The sequence below is a fragment of the Kutzneria sp. CA-103260 genome (genome assembly GCF_018263855.1).
Taxonomy (GTDB): Bacteria; Actinomycetota; Actinomycetes; order Mycobacteriales; family Pseudonocardiaceae; genus Kutzneria.
Genome location: NZ_CP073318.1, coordinates 9,035,153 through 9,053,072, shown reverse-complemented (window position 1 = coordinate 9,053,072; position 17,920 = coordinate 9,035,153). Strand labels below are relative to the sequence as shown.

Sequence of the window (17,920 nt, the reverse complement as noted above, 5' to 3'; positions counted from 1 at the left end):
CGTATACGTGAGAAAATCACCGTCAATCTGGCACAACTGTGAATACTCGTTCACACTTCACGTAACGTGTAAGTCCCACGTGATCCGCTTCCCTGCGAGCAGATCGAGAGGTTCCACCATGAACACTCGGTTACTCCCGGCGGGCCGCGGCCGCCGCATCGCGGCCCTGACCGCCGCTGTTGTCCTGTCCGTGGCCTTCGGCGCCACCACCCCTGCCGGCGCCGCGACCACGGGTGGCAATCCCCCCGATTCCGTTCAGGACGCGTTGCACAACCACACCATGGGCTCCCAGGTCGCCCGGCACCTCGGCCACCGCACCGCCACCGTGCCCGTCTCCTTCGGACCACTCGCCGCCGTCTACGGCATGGACGTCAGCTCGTACCAGGGCAACGTCGACTGGCAGACCGCGTGGAACAACGGCGGCCGGTTCGCCTACATCAAGGCAACCGAGGGAACCTACTACATCAACGGTTACTTCACCCAGCAGTACAACGGTTCCTACAACGTCGGCATGATCCGCGGCGCCTACCACTTCGCCACCCCCAACACCACCAACGGAACCACCCAGGCCAACTACTTCGTCGACCACGGCGGCGGCTGGTCCGCCGACGGCAAGACCCTGCCCGGCGCGCTGGACATCGAGTGGAACCCCAGTGGCGCCGAGTGCTACGGCCTGTCCCAGGCCGGCATGGTGCAGTGGATCCTCGACTTCAGCAACACCTACCACGCCCGCACCGGGGCCTGGCCCGTGATCTACACCGCCCAGCAGTGGTGGCAGGACTGCACCGGCAACCGCGGCGACTTCACCTCCACCAACCCCCTATGGGTCGCCAAGTACGCCACCAGCCCCGGCACCCTGCCCTATGCCTGGACCTTCTACACCTTCTGGCAGTACGCCGACTCCGGCACCTTCCCGGGCGATCAGGACGTCTTCAACGGCGCCTACGACCGCCTACAGGCCCTGGCCACCGGCTGACGAGCCGCTCCGATCCCAGTGGCGTCAAGGAACACCTTGGCGCCACTGGGAAGACTAGCGTCCGTCCAGCAGGGGCCGGGCCGGATCCCAGGTGTCGCCGGTCGCGGCGTCCTTGCGGCGGCGGGCGATGCCGGACAGTGCTTCCAGCACAACACGATTGCCCAGGGCGGCGGTGATCTCGGCGTGGTCGTACGGGGGCGAGACCTCGACGATCTCCACGCCCACCACGGGAAGCTGATAACAGATGCGACGGACCGCGTCGAGCAGCTGGCGGGCGGAGAGGCCGCCGGGCTCTGGGGTGCCGGTGCCTGGAGCATGGCCGGGATCGCAGACGTCGACGTCGACGGACAGGTACACGCCGTCGCAGTCGTCGAGGGCGATGGCGGAGGCCTCGACGAGGCATTCGTCGAAGCCGCGGGTGACGATCTCGGTCATCTCGTACGAGCGCATGTGCTGCTGGGCCATCCAGTCCAGGGTCTCCGGCTCCGGCCAGTAGCCGCGCAGGCCGAGCTGGAGGAACCGGTCGCCGCGGATGGCGCCGCACTCCAGCAGGCGGCGCATCGGCTGGCCGTGGCCGTAGAGGTGGCCGAACTCGATGTCGCCGGTGTCGGCGTGCGCATCGAAGTGGATCATCGAGACGCGACCGAAGCCGTGGTGGCGGGCCACACCCCGGGCGTCCGGGAGGGCGATGCTGTGGTCGCCGCCGAGGATCACCGGGATGGCGCCGGAGGCGGCGATCGTGTGCACCGCCTTCTCGATGGCGGCGTGGCTGGCCATCTCGTCGGCGGCGTACATCTCCACGTCGCCGGCGTCGAGCACCCGAAGATCCCTCAGGGCGTCCACCCGCAGCGCCAGGCTGGGCCGGGATCCGTTGTGCCCCAAGTAGTCCGTCGTGCGAATGGCCTGCGGCCCGAAACGCGTGCCGGGCCGGTGTGACGTGCCGCCGTCGTAGGGAGCTCCCACGATGACAACATCGGCCTCCGCGAAGGAGGCCGGCTCGGCGAGATCACAGCGATCCACGCCGAGGAACGTCACATCCGGCCCGTACATCGCCCCATATCGCATGGGGCGAAACTAAGACTCACGAACACTTCGGGCAAGGTGCCCAAGAGTCGCGAGGCCGCCGCCGGTGCCTGGACCGCGGCGGTTTCTCGATCGAGTCTGTCCATCGATCGAGAAACCGCAAGGGAAGGCACCGGCCGCGTTGGGCGGCCGAGCCCCGCGCGGCACGCGCGGCAACAGCTCAGTCGAACAGGGCGGGCAAGGTGCCTTCCCAGGCCTCGCGCAGCTCGTCCAGGGAGTACGTCGCGACGCCCTGGAACTCCAGCTCGCTGGACTCCTTGTCCACCACGCCGATCCGCGTCCACGGCAGTTCACGCGCAGTGCACATCTCGGTGAAGCGGAGCTCCTCGCTGCGCGGCACGGCGACGACAACCCGGCCGGCGGACTCGGAGAACAGCTGCACGAACGAGTCCACGCCCTCGGGCAGGATGATGCGCGCGCCGGTCTCGCCGATCAGGCAGGACTCGACGATCGCCTGCGCCAGACCGCCGTCGGACAGGTCGTGCGCGGCCGACAGCATGCCGTCCCGCGAACCAGCCACCAGGATCTCGGCCAGCAGCCGCTCCCGCTCCAGGTCGACCTGCGGCGGCCGGCCGCCGAGGTGGCCGTGCTCGACGTGGGCCCACTCGGAGCCGCCGAACTCGTCCCGGGTGTCGCCGAGCAGCAGCAGCGTCTCGCCCGGTTCGGTGCCGAAACCGGTCGGGATGCGCCGGGCGACGTCGTCGATCACGCCCAGCACACCGACTACCGGCGTGGGCAGGATCGCTGTGCTGCCGGTCTGGTTGTAGAAGCTGACGTTGCCGCCGGTGACCGGGATGCCCAGCTGCGCGCAGCCGTCGGCCAGGCCCTTGATGGCCTGCTCGAACTGCCACATCACGGCCGGGTCCTCGGGCGAGCCAAAGTTCAGGCAGTCGGTGACCGCCAGCGGCGTCGCGCCGGTGGCCGCCACGTTCCGGTAGGCCTCGGCCAGCGCCAGCTGCGCGCCCTGGTACGGGTCGAGCTTGCAGAACCGGCCGTTGCAGTCGGTGGCCAGGGCCACGCCGCGGCCGGTCTGCTCGTCGACCCGGACCATGCCGGAGTCCGACGGCTGGGCCAGCACGGTGTTGCCGCGCACGTAGCGGTCGTACTGCTCGGTCACCCAACGCTTGGAGGCCAGGTTCGGCGAGGAGACCATGCGCAGCAGCAGGGCCCGCAGCTCGTCGTTGCCCGACGGCCGCGGCAGCGACTCGGGACCGTTGGCTTGCAAGGCATCCTGGTCGGCCGGCCGCTCGATCGGCCGGTGGTAGACCGGCCCCTCGTGGGCCACCGTGCGCGGCGGCACGTCCACCACGACCTGGTCATGCCAGGTGATGATCAGCCGGTCGCCGTCGGTCACCTCGCCGACCTCGGTGGCGATGACGTCCCACTTGCGGCAGACCGCCATGAAAGCGTCCACATCGGACGGCTTCACCACGGCCATCATGCGTTCCTGGGACTCCGAGGACAACACCTCGGCCGGCGTCATTCCCTTGGCGCGCAAAGGAACCCGGTCCAGCCAGACGTGCATGCCGCCGTCGCCGGCGCTGGCCAGCTCGCTGGTCGCGCAGGACAGGCCGGCGCCGCCGAGGTCCTGGATGCCGACCACGATGCCCTCGCGGTAGAGCTCCAGGCAGCACTCGATGAGCACCTTCTCGGTGAACGGGTCGCCCACCTGCACGCTCGGCAGCTTCTTGCGGCCGGAACTGCCCTCGTCGCCGGAGAAGGTGTCGCTGGCCAGCACCGACACGCCGCCGATGCCGTCGAGGCCGGTGCGCGCGCCGAACAGGATGACCTTGTTGCCGGTGCCCGAGGCGTGGGCCAGGTGCAGGTCCTCCACCCGCAGCGCGCCGATGCAGCCGGCGTTGAGCAGCGGGTTGCCGGCGTAGCTGGCGTCGAAGACCAGCTCGCCGCCGATGTTGGGCAGGCCGAGGCAGTTGCCGTAGCCGCCGACACCGGCGACCACACCGTGCAGCACGCGGCGGGTGTCCGGGGCGTCGGCCGGGCCGAAGCGCAGCGGGTCCACCACGGCGATCGGGCGGGCGCCCATGGCCATGATGTCGCGGACGATGCCGCCCACGCCGGTGGCCGCGCCCTGGTAGGGCTCCACGTAGGACGGGTGGTTGTGGCTCTCCACCTTGAAGGTGACCGCCCAGCCGTCCCCGATGTCCACCACGCCGGCGTTCTCGCCGATGCCGGCCAGCATCTTGGCCCGCATCTCGTCGGTGGTGGTCCTGCCGAAGTAGGCCAGGTGGATCTTGGACGACTTGTACGAGCAGTGCTCGCTCCACATCACCGAGTACATGGCCAGCTCGGCGTCCGTCGGCCGGCGGCCGAGGATGTCGCGGATGCGCTGGTACTCGTCGTCCTTCAGGCCCAGCTCGCGGTAGGGCTGCGCGTGCTCCGGCGTCGAGGCCGCGTGCTCGACGGTGTCGATCAGGTGCTCAGTCGTCGTCACGCCGCCACCAAAGTGTCGAGAGCGGACAGGAACAGGCCGAGGCCGTCGTCCGACGGGCCGGTCAGCGCGTCGATCGCGTGCTCCGGGTGCGGCATCAGGCCCACCACCCGGCCGTTGGCGCTGGTGATGCCGGCGATGTCGTTGAGCGCCCCGTTCGGGTTGCCGCCCACGTAGCGGAAGGCCACCCGGCCCTCGCCCTCCAACTCGTCCAGGACGTGCTGGTCGGCCACGTAGCAGCCCTCGCCCGACTTCAGCGGGATCAGGATCTCCGCGCCCTGGTCGAACCGCGTCGTCCAGGCCGAGGTGGTGTTCTCCACCTTCAGCCACTGGTCGCGGCAGACGAAGTGCAGGCCCTTGTTGCGGATCAGCACGCCCGGCAGCAGACCGGCCTCGCACAGGATCTGGAAGCCGTTGCAGATGCCCAGCACCGGCAGGCCCTTCTTGGCCGCCTCGACCACCTCGGTCATCACCGGCGCGAACCGGGCGATCGCCCCGGCGCGCAGGTAGTCGCCGTAGGAGAAGCCGCCCGGCACCACCACCGCGTCCACGCCCTTGAGGTCGGCGTCCGCGTGCCACAACGGCACCGACCGCGCGCCCGACCGGTCCACCGCCCGGGCCGCGTCCTGGTCGTCCAGCGTGCCGGGGAAGGTGATCACCCCGATCCGGGCGGTCACGACTCCACCCGCCGGACCACCCAGTCCTCGACGACCGGGTTGGCCAGGAAGGTCTCGGCGATCTTGGCGAGGGTGGCGTCGTCGACCGAGTCGTCGACGTCCAGTTCGAAGTGCTTGCCTTGGCGGACGCTGCCGATGCCGTCGAAACCGAGACGGGGCAGCGCGTTGGCCACCGCCTGACCCTGCGGGTCGAGGATTTCGGGCTTGGGCATGACGTCGACGACGACTCGGGCCACTGAGGATGCTCCCGGTGTGGAAGGGTCGCGGTACCGCCAAAGCCTACCTGACCTGGGTGAAGTCGATGGACACCCGCCGAACGCCTGGTGAACGGGTCGATTCGGCCCGGGGCGATGACGTGGGTCACTGCCGTTCGCCCAGCGCGAGAGGGGTGGCGAGGGGGCGGGAAGCGGGAAATGGTGTGAGCCATGCGACTACTGGTGCTGGGTGGGACGGTGTTCCTCGGTCACACGGTGGCGGCCGAGGCGCTGCGCAGGGGTCACGAGGTGGTCTGCGCGGCCAGGGGGACGGGTGGGGAGGTGCCGGCGGGGGCGAGGCTGCTGCGGCTGGACCGGAACGAGCCGGACGGGTTGGCGCCGCTGCGGGACGAGCGGTTCGACGCGGTGGTGGACGTGGCGACGGTGTCCTACCCCTGGGTCCGGGACGCGGTGCGGGTGCTGGGGCCGAACGCGGGGCACTGGACGTTCGTGTCCACGGGCAACGTGTACGCGGACGCGGTGACGCTGGGGCAGACGGAGGCGGCGCCGCTGCTGGCGCCGCGGCAGGTGGACGGCTCGACGCCGGACGGGGATCCGGATCTGTACGGCGCGGTGAAGGTGGCCAGCGAGAACGAGGTGCTGGAGCACTTGGGCGACCGGGCGTTCATCGTGCGGGCGGGTCTGATCACCGGGCCGAATGACCGCAGCGACCGGTTCGGGTACTGGCCGGGGCGGTTCGCCCGCGGCGGCCGGGTGCTGTTGCCGCCCACGGAGGGCCAGCTGACCCAGCACATCGACGTCCGCGACCTGGCGGCGTGGATCATCGACGCGGGTGAGCGGCGCGTCACCGGCGTGTACAACGGCATCTGCCCGCCCCGGCCGCTGACCGAATTCCTGGACGAGATCAGGGAAATCCTCGCGCCGGCGGACACGGAGACGGTGACCGCGACCGAGAAGCAGTTGCAGGACAACGAGGTTCAGTACTGGGGCGGCCCGAGGTCGATGCCGCTGTGGCTGCCGCCGACCCACCTGGGCTTCGCCGCCCGCGACGCCTCGGCGGCGATCGCGGCGGGGCTGCGGATCCGGCCGTTCGAGGACGCGGTGCGGGGTGCGCTCGCGGTGGAGGAGGAACTGGGCTTCGACCGGGAGCGCAAGTCCGGCCTGACGCCCGCACAGGAGAAGGAGATCCTGGACAAGCTCCAGGCATAGGGTGGAGGCAGACGTAGCGAAGGAGCCATCGATGCATATCGTCCACTTCGGACATTCGTGTGTGCTGCTCGACACCGGCTCGGCGCGGCTGCTGATCGACCCGGGCGCGTTCTCGACCGGTTTCGAGCAGACCGAGGGCCTGGACGCGGTGCTGATCACCCACCAGCACTTCGACCACGTCGACCCGAAGCGACTGCCGGCGCTGCTGGCGGCGAACCCGGGCGCGAAGTTGATCGTGGACCCGGACACCGTGGGCACCGTGCAGGAACTCGGCCTGGAGCACACGGTGGTCAACGTGGGCGACAAGCTGACCCTGGGCGGCGCGACGGTCGAGGCGATCGGCGGCCAGCACGCCACCATCTACGGCGACCTGCCGGGCATCACCAACGCCGCCTACCTGGTCGACGACGGCGCGTTCCTGCACCCCGGCGACTCGCTGGCGCGGCCGGGGCGGGACGTGGACGTGCTCGGCGTGCCGGTGGCCGCGCCGTGGCTGAAGCTGGCCGAGTCGATCGACTACCTGCGCGAGGTCAAGCCGCGCGTGGTGGTGCCGATCCACGAGGCCCTGTACACCGAGGTCGGCGTCGGCCTGACGGTGAACATGTTCAACCTGAACAAGGCCGACGGCACGGAGATCAAGCAGCTAACTCACGGCGAGTCGACGGCGGTGTAGTCCGGCGTAGGTCAGTGGTTCGGCGCCGTGGTGCAACGCGATGTCCACGGCGTCGAGCACGGCCTGCCGCGGCCCCGGCCGGTGCAGGTCGCCGGCGTCGACCGCGACCCGCACCAGGCCGCCGCGCCGGGCCGACCGCGCGACGCCGAGCACGAGCGCCCAGCACAGCCACTGTTCGCCGCGCTCGGTGCGGGCCAGCCCGTGCACCCGGCCCGGGATCACCGTGCCGTTGTGCAGGTCGCGCACCGCCGTCACGTCCGCGCAAAGCCGGAAACCGTGGCGGCGCAAGGCGATCAGCGTGCCGTTGGACGCCAGCCAGCGCGGCGGGGCGAAGTAGTCGGTGCGCAGGTCAAGCCGTTCCAACAGGGCCCGGGCCGCCACCAGGCGCAGGTTCGCCTCGTGCGCGGGCAGCGCGGCGAACTCGGCCTGGCGGCGGATCACCAGGGTCCGGCGGCACGGGTCGAGATCGTGGTCGAGGCCGTGCAGCACGACGGCGTCGCCGCCGGCGGCTCGGCTGCGGACCCACCGCAATGCGGGCGAGTCCGCCGACTGCCGCTCCACGCGGGGCGCGACCAGCAGCGACAATGGCACCCCGCGCGAATCCAGCTCGGCGGCCAGGCCGGTGGCCTGGGCGAGCGTTCGAGCGTTGATGCCGGACAGCGAGACAACCAGCCGGGAGCTCACCCGTTAAGTGCGCAGCACCGGCATTGCCCCGGCCTGACCGAAAGATGACGCGTCGGCGAACCCTGTCAGAACCGTTTGCCGGTCACCCGTTCGTAGGCCTCCACGTACTTGGACCTGGTCGCCGCCACCACCTCGGCCGGCAGCGGCGGGGGCGGGGTGTCGGACTTGCGGTCCCAGCCGGATTCCGGCGAGGTGAGCCAGTCGCGCACGTACTGCTTGTCGTAGGACGGCTGCACCCGGCCGGGCTGGTAGCCCTCGGCCGGCCAGTAGCGGGACGAGTCCGGGGTGAGCACCTCGTCGCCCAGCACGATGCGGCCGGACGCGTCGCGGCCGAACTCGAACTTGGTGTCGGCCAGGATGACGCCGGCCTTCTCGGCGATCTCGGCCCCGCGCCGATACACCGCGATCGTGAGGTCACGCAGCTCGGCGGCGGTCTCCTCGCCGGCGTCGGCCACCATGCGCTCGTAGGTGATGTTCTCGTCGTGCTGGCCGAGCGGGGCCTTGGTGGCCGGGGTGAAGATCGGCTCGGCCAGCCGGGACGCCTCGACCAGGCCGGCCGGCAGCTCGACGCCGCAGACCGCACCGGTGCGGTTGTAGTCGATCAGCCCGGAGCCGGTGAGGTAGCCGCGGGCCACGCACTCGAACTGGATCATGTCGAGGCCGCGCACCAGCAGCGCGCGGCCGCGCACCTCGGCCGGGATGCGCGGGTCGTCGTCGGCCACCAGGTGGTTGGGCACGATGTCGCCCAGCGACTCGAACCAGAACACGCTCATCGCGGTCAGCACCGCGCCCTTGTCCGGGATCTCGGTGGGCAGCACCCAGTCGAAGGCCGAGATCCGGTCGGAGGCGACCAGCAGCAGCAGCTCGTCGTCCACCCGGTAGAGCTCGCGGACCTTACCGGCGGCGATCTGCGCGTAGTCAGTGAGAGCGGGCACGGGCGGAAGCCTAACGTGCGCGGTTGATCGGCCGTTCGAGTGAACCCGACGGGGCCGGCATAACGGGTCCGGAGTGAACGCATATTCATCCCGCATGACCGTTCCCGCTGACCCGGAACCCTCGGCGCTGGCTCGCTGGTGGTGGCGAACACCGGTGTGGTCGCGGCTGCTCGCGTCGCTGGGCGGCGGCTTCACGGCGCTCCTGATCCTCACCGGCGTGTTCGGCCCGACGGTGCCGGCGCAGCAGCCGGGAGCCCAGCCCGTCGTCGCGACCCTCAGCACCACCACGACGGCCACCAGCACGACAACAACAACGCCCAGCAGCACAACGCCGACAACGACAACCGAGACCACGACCACCACCACGACAACGGAACTACCGACCACCACCACGGAGGCACCGGCTCCGCCGCCGGCCACGCACCAAGCGCCGCCGGCCACGCATCAGCCGGCTCCGCCACCGACCGAGAACCCGGCTCCGCCGCCGAGCGATGGCGGCACGGTCAAGGCGGGTGAGTTCTGCTCCACGGCAGGCGCGCTTGCCCACACCAGCAAGGGAACGCTGATGGTGTGCAAGCGAACGGCCACCGATTCGAGGCTGCGCTGGAGGGCGGCGTGACCATGCGACTTCCCCACGGCGGCGCACCACGTGGCCTGTGCCCCAACGGAATGGTGCGCACCACCGGCTGGCTGCAGATCGGCCGGACGCCGATCAGCTCCGGTCTGTGGGCGGTGCTGGCCGGGTTCTTCCTCACCATCCCGTTCGGGCTGCCGTGGCTGCCGTGGCTCGCCGCCGCGCTGGCATTCACCGGCTGGAAGGTGTGGACCCTGCGCGTGCAGCCGTCCTCCCGGGTCGTGAATCTGGAGTCCAAGCCGGTGGCGGAGCTGCTGCCCGGCGACTGGTTCCGCCCCTACGGCTCGGCCGGGCCGGTGGCCGAGGTCGAGGCGCTGCAACTGGATCGGAGCGGTTGGCTGCACGTGTGGGTGCACGGCGGCCGTGAGCTGACGATGGCCCCGGACTACCCGGTGCGGCGCGTGGAAATTCGCAACTGACGACGGCTGGGTGCACGGTCACCCGGCCATTCGAGTGAACCCGGCGCAAGCGGCGAAACGGCCCTTCGAGCGGCACGTATTCACCCCGCATGACCGCGCTACTCCCCGATGGCCGGACGCCGCGCGGCTTGCGTCCCAACGGCATGGTGCGAACCACCGGGTTCGCCCAGGTCGGCCGGGTGCCGATCAGCTCCGGCGTCTGGCCGGCACTGGCCTGCCTGCTGGCGGCGCTGCCGTTCGGGGTGCTGTGGCTACCCTTGCCCTGCGCCGCAGCGGGTTTCATCCTGTGGGAAGTATGGATCCATTACGTGCAGCCGTGTTCCCGGGCGGTGAACCTGGATTCCGTGCCGGCGTCGGAACTTCAGCCCGGTGACTGGTTCCGCCCCTACGGCGGCATCGGACCGGCCGCGCAGGTGGCGCTGACGCAGCCGGCCCCGGGCGACCTGCTGCACGTCTGGCTGCACGGCGGCCGCGAGCTGACGCTGTCGCCCAACTTCCGGGTCAGGCGGGTTCGGCTGCGCGACTAGACAGCTCGGCCCACCGCTCGACCAGCACCTCGTCGCCGACCAAGACCGAGCCGGGCCGCAGCACGACCGCCTTCATCCCGAAGGTCACGCCGCCGCCGGGGTCGCGGCGGTACTGCGCGAGCGACCGGATCGGCTCGGGGCCGGCGCGCTTGCCGGTGTCCTGGTCGACCATCGGCACCGCGCACCGCACGCACACCTTGGCGTAGCCGAACTCGGCGTCGCCGATGGCCATCCGGCGCACCTGGTCCTCGGTGTGCGGCTCGGGCCAGCCGCTGATCACGATGTTGGGCCGGAACCGGTCCATCGGCACCGGCTGCGCGCCCTTGGCCAGGATCCGCTCGTTCAGGCCGTCCAGCGAGGCCAGCGAGGTCACCAGCAGGGCGTGGGCGTCGGCGAAGCCGACCAGTCCCTCGTGCTCGCCGCTGGACGGCCGCACGTGCTCCGGCGGCAGGCCGACCAGCCGGGACGGTTCGCCGAGCACCTCGCTGAACCAGTCGGCGGCCAGGTCGCCCTGGTCGGCGCCGACGCCGTCCCAGACGTGCACCCGGACGGGCCGCCGCGGCCCGTCCGGCACGACGTCGAGCACCAGGTCCTCGATGCCGGGGGCCGACACCCGCAGCTGCCCGTCCGCGTACGAGGGCCGCACGACGGCCAGCCGGGGCTCGTTGCGCTGGCTGCGGAACACGCCGTCGCCGTCCACGACCATCCACGCCCGGTCGTATCGCAGACCGGTCGGCGTGACGGTGGCGGTGCGGGTCGGCGTGCCCGCGCAGCCCTTGATCGGGTAGCTGACCAGGGCCGACACCCGGGGGTTCACAGGATCGGCTCCGGCGCGTAGCCGACGGCCTCGGGGAAGCGCTCCAGCGTCTTGGCGATCTCCGCGGCCACCGCGTCCACCTGCGCCCCGGCCACCCCGGTGAACGACAGCCGGTCGGCCAGCAGCTCGTCCAGCTGGGCCCGGTCCAGCGGGATGCGCTCGTCGGCGGCCAGCCGGCCGAGCAGGTCGTTGCGCTCCGCGCCCTGCTCACGCATGGCCAGCGCGACCGCGACGGCGTGCTCCTTGATCGCCTCGTGCGCGGTCTCCCGGCCGACGCCGGCCCGCACCGAGGCCATCAGCACCTTGGTGGTGGCCAGGAACGGCAGGTAGCGGTCCAGCTCGCGGGCCACCACCGCCGGGTAGGCGCCGAACTCGTCCAGCACGGTCAGCATGGTCTCCAGCAGGCCGTCCAGCGCGAAGAATGCGTCCGGCAGCGCGACCCGGCGCACCACCGAGCAGGACACGTCGCCCTCGTTCCACTGGTCGCCGGCCAGCTCACCGGTCATCGCCAGGTAGCCGCGCAGGATCACGGTCAGGCCGTTGATCCGCTCGCAGGACCGGGTGTTCATCTTGTGCGGCATGGCGCTGGACCCGACCTGGCCCGGTTTGAAGCCCTCGGTGACCAGCTCGTGCCCGGCCATCAGCCGGATCGTCTTGGCCAGGCTGGACGGGGCCGCGGCCAGCTGCACCAGCGCGGACAGCACGTCGAAGTCCAGCGACCGCGGGTACACCTGGCCGACGCTGGTCAGCACCCGGCGGAAGCCCAGGAACTCGGCCACCTTGTGCTCCAGCTCGGCCAGCTTGGCCGCGTCGCCGCCGAGCAGGTCCAGCATGTCCTGGGCGGTGCCGACCGGGCCCTTCACGCCGCGCAGCGGGTACCGCTCGACCAGCTCCTCCAGCCGCGCGAAGGCCACGTTCAGCTCGTCGGCCGCGGTGGCGAAGCGCTTGCCGAGGGTGGTGGCCTGCGCGGCCACGTTGTGCGAGCGGCCGGCCATCACCAGGTCGGCGTGCTCGATCGCGAGCCGGGCCAGGCGGGACAGCACCGCCGCAGTCTTGCCGCGGACGAACTCCAGCGACTGCCGGATCTGCAGCTGCTCGACGTTCTCGGTCAGGTCCCGCGAGGTCATGCCCTTGTGCACCTGCTCGTGGCCGGCCAGGGCGTTGAACTCCTCGATCCGGGCCTTCACGTCGTGCCGGGTGACCCGCTCGCGGGCCGCGATGGAGGCCAGATCGACCTGCTCCAGCACCCGCTCGTAGTCGGCGACGGCGGTCTCGGGCACGTCGATGCCCAGCTCGGCCTGCGCCTTGAGCACGGCCAGCCACAGCCGCCGCTCCAGCACGACCTTGTGTTCCGGCGACCAGAGGCCGACCAGCTGGGCCGACGCGTAGCGGCCGGCGAGCACGTTGGGGATGAGCGGCTTGGTCGTCACGTATGAGGAGCTTAATGCTCGCCCAGGTCGGGCATGACCGACAGCAGCATCCGCCGGGCCGCCCCGCGCGGGTCGGGGTGCACCTCGATCAGGGCGTTCACCACGGCCCCGTCCACCACGGAGATCAGCTGGTTGACGCGTTCAAGATCCATTCTGAAGCCGCCGGCGGTGAGGATCTCCAGCAGCAGCTGGTGCAGCTCGGAGCCCATCTGGCGCATCAGCGGCCGCAGGTAGGGCCGGCGGCCGGTGCCGACCAGCCGCTCGTAGCGCAGCATCACGGCCTGGCTGTCGTGGTCGGAGACCAGCAGGTCCAGCGCGAACTCGATGACGTCGGTCGGCTCGCCGGCCAGCATCCGGGCCAGCCGCTCGCGGCCCTCGTCCAGCTCGGCCCGGCCGTTGAACTCGACGGCGGCCTCGATCAGCTCGTCCAGCGAGTCGAAGTAGTACGTGGTCGAGGCCAGCGGCAGGCCGGCGCGCTCGGCGACGGCGCGGTGCCGGATGGCGTCGAAGCCGCCCTCGGTGAGCAGGGCCGCGGCCGCGGCGACCAGCTCGTGGCGGCGGCGCTCCCCCTTGGGGGTGCTCGCGGCGGTCATGCCGTGCGATGGTGCCAGTGGTCAGTAGCGGGCCGCGAGCCGGGCCGCGATGTCGGTCAGCTGGCCGGCGTACGGCCCGCTCGTCGAGCCGTTCATCGGCAGGCTGGCCAGGGTCAGCGCCCCGCCGCCGCGGGTCTTCACCGTCACGCTGTTGCCCTTGCCGACCCCCACCGCGGGCTTGGCCCCGGTGCTCGGGTCGTTCGGCACGGACGCCGGCACCAGCACCAGCTCCACCTTGCCGGCGTTGCTGCCGTCGGTGAGCTGGAACATCACCGCGGCCGCGCCGGCCGGGCAGTTCACGTCGGCGGCCATCGTCTCGACACCGGTCGCACTGGGCAGCTCCGCCACCAGTGCGGCGGCCAGACCCTGGTCAGGGCCCCCGCAGTTGGCGGCGTTGCCCTCTTCGGTGTGGTTCGGGGCCATCTTGCCGCCGTTGGGACCGCTCTGGGCCGTGTCGTTCGGGCCCGCCGCCATCGGCGAGGTCGCGTTCGAGGCCGCGGCGCCGCCCGCGCTGCTCATGGTGTTGGCGCTGTCGCCGAACGGCCTGGTCAGCACCAGCACGCCGCCGATGAGCACCACGCCGAGGGCCACGCCGACGCCGGACTGCAAGCGCTTGCGGGCCCGGGCCGTCGCTCGCTTGGACGCGACCAGGACGTCCTGGGTGTCGAAGGACGGCGGCGGCACGTCGCCGACTGCGTCCCGGAACTTGTCCGCCAACTTGTTCTCGTCCATCACTCCCACCTCCCCGTCACGGTCACGTCGCCGGCCGCAAGTCGTCGAGCACGTCGCCCAGCTCCGCCCGCAGCGCCTCGAGCCCGCGCGCGGTCTGGGACTTCACGGTGCCCTCGGTGCACTTGAGGACCTTCGCCGCCGCGGCGACGTCCAGTCCCTCCAGGAACCGCAGCACCAGCACCGCCCGCTGGCGCGGCGGCACCTTGCGCAACCCGTCGAGCAGCACGTGCCTGGTGGCGACCTCGTCGCCGACCTCGGCGGCCGTGGTCGGCCGCTCCGGCAGCTGGTCGGTGAACCGCTCCCGCCGCCAGGGCCGGCGCGACTCATCGATCACCGCGCGCACCACCGTCCGGCGGACGTAGGCGTCCAGGGCCTCCCGGTCCCTGATCTTGTGCCACCGTCGGTGCAACGCGACGAACGCGGTCTGGGCAAGATCGTCCGCGCGGTGCCAGTCGCCGCACATCAGGTACGCCGTTCGGCGCACGGCATCGCGCCGGGCCGCGAAATACTCCGCGAACTCCTGCTCGTCGCGCTGCTCCACGCGGGCTCTCTCTGCTCTTCGTGTCGACACCTACCGGACGGAAAGGTCGGCTCCTACGGTTGCACGCCGCCCGTGACGTCCGCCATACGGGTGGGTGCAGGCCCGCCATACCCGATGTGGTGTGATCCGACCGTGACCCAGCAGCCGTTGCTCGACTTCCGCTCGGACACCGTGACCAAGCCGGACGAGGCGATGCGCGCCGCGATGGCCTCCGCCGAGGTGGCCGACGACGGACTCGACCACGACCCCACGATGCGCGCCCTCGAGGAGCGGGTGGCCGGTCTGCTCGGCACCGAGGCCGCGCTGTGGGCGCCCAGCGGCACCATGGGCAACCTGATCGCGCTGGTCATCCAGCTGCGCCGGGGCGACCGGTTCCTGGCCGCGACCGGGTCGCACATCCTGGACAACGAACTCGGCACCGCCGCGTGGATCGCCGGCGGCATGCCGCACGCGATGGACTGGGACGCGGGCCCCGGCCGGATGTCGGCCGCGGCCATCCACGACATCGCCGGCAGCGAGCCGCGCTACGACGGCCTGCGCACCACCTTGCTGTGCCTGGAGAACACCCACAACGCCGCCGGCGGGCGGGTGCTGCCGCTCGAGGCGCACATGCAACTCGTCGCCGCCGCCCGGGAATGCCGGCTGCGGGTGCACCTGGACGGCGCCCGGCTGTGGAACGCCGCCATCGCTCTCGGCGTCGCCCCGGCCGAGCTGGCCGTCGGCGTCGACAGCGTGCAGGTCTGCCTGAGCAAGGGTCTCGGCGCGCCGGTCGGCTCGGTCGTGGCCGGCACCGAGGAGTTCGTCGCCGAGGCCCGCCGGGTGCGCAAGATGCTCGGCGGCGGCGTCCGGCAGGGCGGCGTCATGGCCGCGGCCGGGCTGGTCGCGCTGGACCGTTTCGACGAGCTCGCCGACGACCACGCCAACGCCAAGCTGCTGGCCGAAGGGCTCACCGAGCTCGGCTGGAGCGTGCCGGCGCCGGAGACCAACATCGTGCTGGCCGACGTGCCCGATCCGCGCAACGCCATCAAGATGCTGGGCCGGCTGGGCATCCAGGCCTGGCCGATGGCCAGCCAGGTCCGCTTCGTCACCCACCGGGACGTCAGCACCGCCGACGTCAAGGACGCCCTGCACCGCATCGGGAGCGCGAGTTGAGCAACGAGCCCTGGCTGGTCTTCGACTACGGCGGCGTGATCAGCCTGCACACGCAGGCCGTCCCAGCGATGGCGGCCCGCGTCGGCGTGTCCGTCGAGGCGTTCGAGCCGTCCTACTGGCCGGCGCGGGTGGAGTACGACCGCGGCTGCCCGGACATCGACTACTGGCGGGCGGTCTGCGAGCCGGTCGGCGTCGAGGTGGACGAGCAGCTGTCGGCCGATCTGACCCGGATGGACATCGAGGGCTGGCTGCCCACCGACGACGACACCGTGAAGCTGCTCGGCCGGCTCGCCGGCATGGGCGCCCGGCTGGCGCTGCTGTCCAACGCCCCCAGTTCGTTCGGCCGGGTCGCCGAGCGCCAGCCGTGGGCCGAGCACTTCACGCACCTGGTGTTCTCCGGCGACCTGCGGCTGATCAAGCCGGACGCCGCGATCTACACCGCCCTGCTCGACACCGTGGGGGCCGAGGCGGCGGACTGCCTGTTCGTGGACGACCGGCAGGTCAACGTGGACGGGGCCTGCGCCGTCGGCCTGGCGGCCCACCTGTGGACCTCGGCCGACGAGCTGGCCCCGACCCTGATCAGGTTCGCGACCGGTTCTTGATCGCACCGTAGGCGGCGGTCGCGACGAACAGCAGGCCGCCGATGATGGCCAGCCAGAACAGGCCCTTGAGCACGGCGCCCAGCACCGTGATGGCCAGCCAGACGATCAGCAGCACGGCGATGATGCCCACGAACAACATGGCGGTCTCCTTCAGCGGTTTGCCTTGGCACCAGCCTGCCATCCAGGTCTGACGGTCGGCGGGTTTTCGGCCCCAGATCAGGGACAGATCAGGGTCGCCCTGAGTCTTTGCCGCGCGTTCCGCGCGGGGCTCGGCCCCTTTGGGGCCGGTGCCTTCCTTAGCCGGATTTAACCCGCCGCATCGGCTAGGTGGTGGGGCACGTCGGGTGGCGGCGGGTGAAATCCGGCGACAGTCCAGGCACCGGCGGGGCCTCGCACTCTCTTGTGTGGCGGTCAAGTGCGCTTGGCAAGCCACCCGCTGAGCCGGTCCAGGGCCCGCTCCATGTCCAGCATCGAGCCGGCGAAGGAGAGCCGCACGAAGCGGTCACCGTGCACCGGGTCGAAGTCGATGCCCGGCACGATGGCCAGCCCGGTCTCCGCCAGCAGGCGCTTGCACCAGGCCATCGAGTCGTCGGTCAGGTGCGAGACGTCGGCGTAGACGTAGAACGCGCCGTCGGCCGGGGCCAGCTTGTCGATGCCCAGCTCGCCGAGGCCCTTCACCAGCAGGTCCCGGTTGACCCGGTAGCGGGCCACGTGCGCGTCCACCTCGGCGTAGGACGCGGGCGTGAACGCCTCGACCGCCGCGTACTGGCTGGGCGCGGGCGGGCACAGGGTGAAGTTGCCGGTCAGCCGGTCCACCGGGCGCACCAGCTCGTCCGGGGCCAGCATCCAGCCCAGCCGCCAGCCGGTCATCGAGAAGTACTTGGAGAAGCTGTTCACCACGATCGCCTCGCGCGAGGTCCGCCAGGCGCAGTCCAACTGCTCGCCGTAGCTGATGCCGTGGTAGATCTCGTCGCTGACCAGCCGGACACCGTTGCGCTCGCACCAGGCGGCGATCTCGGCGAGCTTGGCCGCCTCCAGCACGGTGCCGGTCGGGTTGGCCGGGCTGGCGATGACCACGCCCTGGATCGGGCCCTGGGCCTCCAGCATCTCGACCGTCGGCTTGAAGCCGGTCTCCGGCCCGCACGGCAGGTCCACAACCTCGCAGCCCAGCGCGGCCAGGATGTTCCGGTACGCCGGATACCCCGGCCGGGGCAGGGCCACCCGGTCGCCCGCGTCGAAGGCGGCCAGGAACGCCGACAGGAAGGCGCCGGACGAGCCCGTGGTCACCACCACCGACTCCGGCGCCACGTCCAGGTCGTAGCGCCGCTTGTAGTGGCCGGCGATGGCCTGCCGCAGTTCGGGAATGCCCAGCTGCTCGGTGTAGCCGAAGGGCTGGGTCTCCAGCGCCCGGTGCGCCGCCGCCAGCACCGGGGCCGGCGCCGGCGTGGACGGCTGGCCCGCGGCCAGCGACAGCACGTCACCGTGGCTGCGCTGCCGTTCCGCGGCGGCGGACACCACGTCCATCACGTGAAAGGGCGGCACATCCGCACGCCGGGCGACGACCATGTCGAC

The 17,920-nt window shown here is 71.4% G+C and carries 21 protein-coding genes; 8 read left to right on the top strand and 13 right to left on the bottom strand.

Annotated elements, in window-relative coordinates:
* Nucleotides 1–118 precede the first annotated feature (118 nt).
* Nucleotides 119–976, top strand: a complete 858-nt coding sequence (locus JJ691_RS40165; protein WP_211764705.1) for a lysozyme — start codon at nucleotides 119–121, stop codon at nucleotides 974–976.
* Nucleotides 977–1,030: 54 nt separating this feature from the next.
* Here JJ691_RS40165 and speB read toward each other — a convergent pair whose 3' ends face one another.
* The 4 genes from speB to purS all read right to left on the bottom strand — a co-directional run bounded on the left by speB (nucleotide 1,031) and on the right by purS (nucleotide 5,421).
* Nucleotides 1,031–2,041 carry an agmatinase gene (speB, locus tag JJ691_RS40160; RefSeq protein WP_211764704.1) on the bottom strand — a complete coding sequence of 337 codons (1,011 nt, stop codon included), beginning with the start codon at nucleotides 2,039–2,041 and terminating at the stop codon, nucleotides 1,031–1,033.
* A 178-nt stretch (nucleotides 2,042–2,219) separates the two neighbouring features.
* A complete protein-coding gene (purL, locus tag JJ691_RS40155) occupies nucleotides 2,220–4,511 on the bottom strand; it encodes a phosphoribosylformylglycinamidine synthase subunit PurL (RefSeq protein WP_249227321.1) in 2,292 nt (763 codons plus the stop codon).
* Entirely contained in the window at nucleotides 4,508–5,185 is a 678-nt protein-coding gene (purQ, locus tag JJ691_RS40150) for a phosphoribosylformylglycinamidine synthase subunit PurQ (protein ID WP_211764703.1), read from the bottom strand. The genes purL and purQ overlap by 4 nt, the downstream gene beginning before the upstream one ends.
* Nucleotides 5,182–5,421: a phosphoribosylformylglycinamidine synthase subunit PurS gene (gene purS / locus JJ691_RS40145; protein WP_116172073.1), complete on the bottom strand. Its 240-nt coding sequence runs from the start codon at nucleotides 5,419–5,421 to the stop codon at nucleotides 5,182–5,184. The genes purQ and purS overlap by 4 nt, the downstream gene beginning before the upstream one ends.
* Nucleotides 5,422–5,610: 189 nt before the next feature.
* Between purS and JJ691_RS40140 the strand changes: the two genes are divergently transcribed.
* Both JJ691_RS40140 and JJ691_RS40135 read left to right on the top strand, forming a co-directional pair.
* A complete protein-coding gene (locus tag JJ691_RS40140) occupies nucleotides 5,611–6,609 on the top strand; it encodes an NAD-dependent epimerase/dehydratase family protein (RefSeq protein WP_211764702.1) in 999 nt (332 codons plus the stop codon).
* Nucleotides 6,610–6,640: 31 nt separating this feature from the next.
* Nucleotides 6,641–7,282 carry an MBL fold metallo-hydrolase gene (locus tag JJ691_RS40135; protein ID WP_211764701.1) on the top strand — a complete coding sequence of 214 codons (642 nt, stop codon included), beginning with the start codon at nucleotides 6,641–6,643 and terminating at the stop codon, nucleotides 7,280–7,282.
* On the opposite strand, the gene JJ691_RS40130 is transcribed toward JJ691_RS40135, so the two are convergent.
* Nucleotides 7,253–7,966: a DUF2334 domain-containing protein gene (locus JJ691_RS40130; RefSeq protein WP_249227320.1), complete on the bottom strand. Its 714-nt coding sequence runs from the start codon at nucleotides 7,964–7,966 to the stop codon at nucleotides 7,253–7,255. The two genes, JJ691_RS40135 and JJ691_RS40130, sit on opposite strands and share 30 nt — an antisense overlap.
* 65 nt (nucleotides 7,967–8,031) lie before the next feature.
* A complete protein-coding gene (locus tag JJ691_RS40125; RefSeq protein WP_211764700.1) occupies nucleotides 8,032–8,901 on the bottom strand; it encodes a phosphoribosylaminoimidazolesuccinocarboxamide synthase in 870 nt (289 codons plus the stop codon).
* Between the two features lie 94 nt (nucleotides 8,902–8,995).
* On the opposite strand from JJ691_RS40125, the gene JJ691_RS40120 reads away from it, so the two are divergent.
* From JJ691_RS40120 to JJ691_RS40110, 3 genes are all read left to right on the top strand, one after another.
* The gene (locus tag JJ691_RS40120; RefSeq protein ID WP_211764699.1) at nucleotides 8,996–9,520 is read left to right on the top strand and encodes a hypothetical protein; all 525 of its coding nucleotides are present in this window, start codon (nucleotides 8,996–8,998) and stop codon (nucleotides 9,518–9,520) included.
* Complete coding sequence (locus JJ691_RS40115) at nucleotides 9,517–9,954, top strand: hypothetical protein (protein ID WP_211764698.1); 438 nt, start codon at nucleotides 9,517–9,519, stop codon at nucleotides 9,952–9,954. The genes JJ691_RS40120 and JJ691_RS40115 overlap by 4 nt, the downstream gene beginning before the upstream one ends.
* 89 nt (nucleotides 9,955–10,043) lie before the next feature.
* Nucleotides 10,044–10,481: a hypothetical protein gene (locus JJ691_RS40110; protein ID WP_211764697.1), complete on the top strand. Its 438-nt coding sequence runs from the start codon at nucleotides 10,044–10,046 to the stop codon at nucleotides 10,479–10,481.
* On the opposite strand, the gene JJ691_RS40105 is transcribed toward JJ691_RS40110, so the two are convergent.
* The 5 genes from JJ691_RS40105 to JJ691_RS40085 are packed head-to-tail and all read right to left on the bottom strand — an operon-like array spanning nucleotide 10,456 to nucleotide 14,594.
* Nucleotides 10,456–11,298: an MOSC domain-containing protein gene (locus tag JJ691_RS40105; RefSeq protein WP_249227319.1), complete on the bottom strand. Its 843-nt coding sequence runs from the start codon at nucleotides 11,296–11,298 to the stop codon at nucleotides 10,456–10,458. The two genes, JJ691_RS40110 and JJ691_RS40105, sit on opposite strands and share 26 nt — an antisense overlap.
* Nucleotides 11,295–12,728, bottom strand: a complete 1,434-nt coding sequence (gene purB / locus JJ691_RS40100; RefSeq protein WP_211764696.1) for an adenylosuccinate lyase — start codon at nucleotides 12,726–12,728, stop codon at nucleotides 11,295–11,297. Before purB ends, JJ691_RS40105 begins: the two co-directional genes overlap by 4 nt.
* Before the next feature lie 11 nt (nucleotides 12,729–12,739).
* On the bottom strand, nucleotides 12,740–13,321 hold the full coding sequence (locus JJ691_RS40095; RefSeq protein ID WP_211764695.1) for a TetR/AcrR family transcriptional regulator: 582 nt from the start codon (nucleotides 13,319–13,321) through the stop codon (nucleotides 12,740–12,742).
* A gap of 21 nt (nucleotides 13,322–13,342) precedes the next feature.
* Nucleotides 13,343–14,053, bottom strand: a complete 711-nt coding sequence (locus tag JJ691_RS40090) for a hypothetical protein (RefSeq protein WP_211764694.1) — start codon at nucleotides 14,051–14,053, stop codon at nucleotides 13,343–13,345.
* Nucleotides 14,054–14,075: 22 nt separating this feature from the next.
* Nucleotides 14,076–14,594: a SigE family RNA polymerase sigma factor gene (locus JJ691_RS40085; RefSeq protein ID WP_211764693.1), complete on the bottom strand. Its 519-nt coding sequence runs from the start codon at nucleotides 14,592–14,594 to the stop codon at nucleotides 14,076–14,078.
* Nucleotides 14,595–14,708: 114 nt separating this feature from the next.
* Here JJ691_RS40085 and JJ691_RS40080 point away from each other — a divergent pair, with 114 nt between their 5' ends.
* Together JJ691_RS40080 and JJ691_RS40075 are read left to right on the top strand one after the other, a co-directional pair.
* Entirely contained in the window at nucleotides 14,709–15,746 is a 1,038-nt protein-coding gene (locus JJ691_RS40080) for a threonine aldolase family protein (protein ID WP_211764692.1), read from the top strand.
* A complete protein-coding gene (locus tag JJ691_RS40075) occupies nucleotides 15,743–16,348 on the top strand; it encodes an HAD family hydrolase (protein ID WP_249227318.1) in 606 nt (201 codons plus the stop codon). Before JJ691_RS40080 ends, JJ691_RS40075 begins: the two co-directional genes overlap by 4 nt.
* Here the strand turns inward: JJ691_RS40075 and JJ691_RS40070 are convergent.
* Both JJ691_RS40070 and JJ691_RS40065 read right to left on the bottom strand, forming a co-directional pair.
* Nucleotides 16,326–16,487 carry a hypothetical protein gene (locus JJ691_RS40070; protein ID WP_211764691.1) on the bottom strand — a complete coding sequence of 54 codons (162 nt, stop codon included), beginning with the start codon at nucleotides 16,485–16,487 and terminating at the stop codon, nucleotides 16,326–16,328. The two genes, JJ691_RS40075 and JJ691_RS40070, sit on opposite strands and share 23 nt — an antisense overlap.
* A 272-nt stretch (nucleotides 16,488–16,759) precedes the next feature.
* Nucleotides 16,760–17,914 carry a pyridoxal phosphate-dependent aminotransferase gene (locus tag JJ691_RS40065; protein WP_211764690.1) on the bottom strand — a complete coding sequence of 385 codons (1,155 nt, stop codon included), beginning with the start codon at nucleotides 17,912–17,914 and terminating at the stop codon, nucleotides 16,760–16,762.
* Nucleotides 17,915–17,920 lie beyond the last annotated feature (6 nt).

What these genes read in the sequence shown, in the direction of transcription:
- JJ691_RS40165 (WP_211764705.1), top strand. Translation starts at nt 119, where the DNA reads ATGAACACTCGGTTACTCCCGGCGGGCCGCGGCCGCCGCATCGCGGCC.
- speB (WP_211764704.1), bottom strand. Translation starts at nt 2,041, where the DNA reads ATGCGATATGGGGCGATGTACGGGCCGGATGTGACGTTCCTCGGCGTG.
- JJ691_RS40140 (WP_211764702.1), top strand. Translation starts at nt 5,611, where the DNA reads ATGCGACTACTGGTGCTGGGTGGGACGGTGTTCCTCGGTCACACGGTG.
- JJ691_RS40135 (WP_211764701.1), top strand. Translation starts at nt 6,641, where the DNA reads ATGCATATCGTCCACTTCGGACATTCGTGTGTGCTGCTCGACACCGGC.
- JJ691_RS40120 (WP_211764699.1), top strand. Translation starts at nt 8,996, where the DNA reads ATGACCGTTCCCGCTGACCCGGAACCCTCGGCGCTGGCTCGCTGGTGG.
- JJ691_RS40110 (WP_211764697.1), top strand. Translation starts at nt 10,044, where the DNA reads ATGACCGCGCTACTCCCCGATGGCCGGACGCCGCGCGGCTTGCGTCCC.
- JJ691_RS40095 (WP_211764695.1), bottom strand. Translation starts at nt 13,321, where the DNA reads ATGACCGCCGCGAGCACCCCCAAGGGGGAGCGCCGCCGCCACGAGCTG.
- JJ691_RS40090 (WP_211764694.1), bottom strand. Translation starts at nt 14,053, where the DNA reads ATGGACGAGAACAAGTTGGCGGACAAGTTCCGGGACGCAGTCGGCGAC.
- JJ691_RS40080 (WP_211764692.1), top strand. Translation starts at nt 14,709, where the DNA reads ATGTGGTGTGATCCGACCGTGACCCAGCAGCCGTTGCTCGACTTCCGC.
- JJ691_RS40070 (WP_211764691.1), bottom strand. Translation starts at nt 16,487, where the DNA reads ATGTTGTTCGTGGGCATCATCGCCGTGCTGCTGATCGTCTGGCTGGCC.
- JJ691_RS40065 (WP_211764690.1), bottom strand. Translation starts at nt 17,914, where the DNA reads ATGGTCGTCGCCCGGCGTGCGGATGTGCCGCCCTTTCACGTGATGGAC.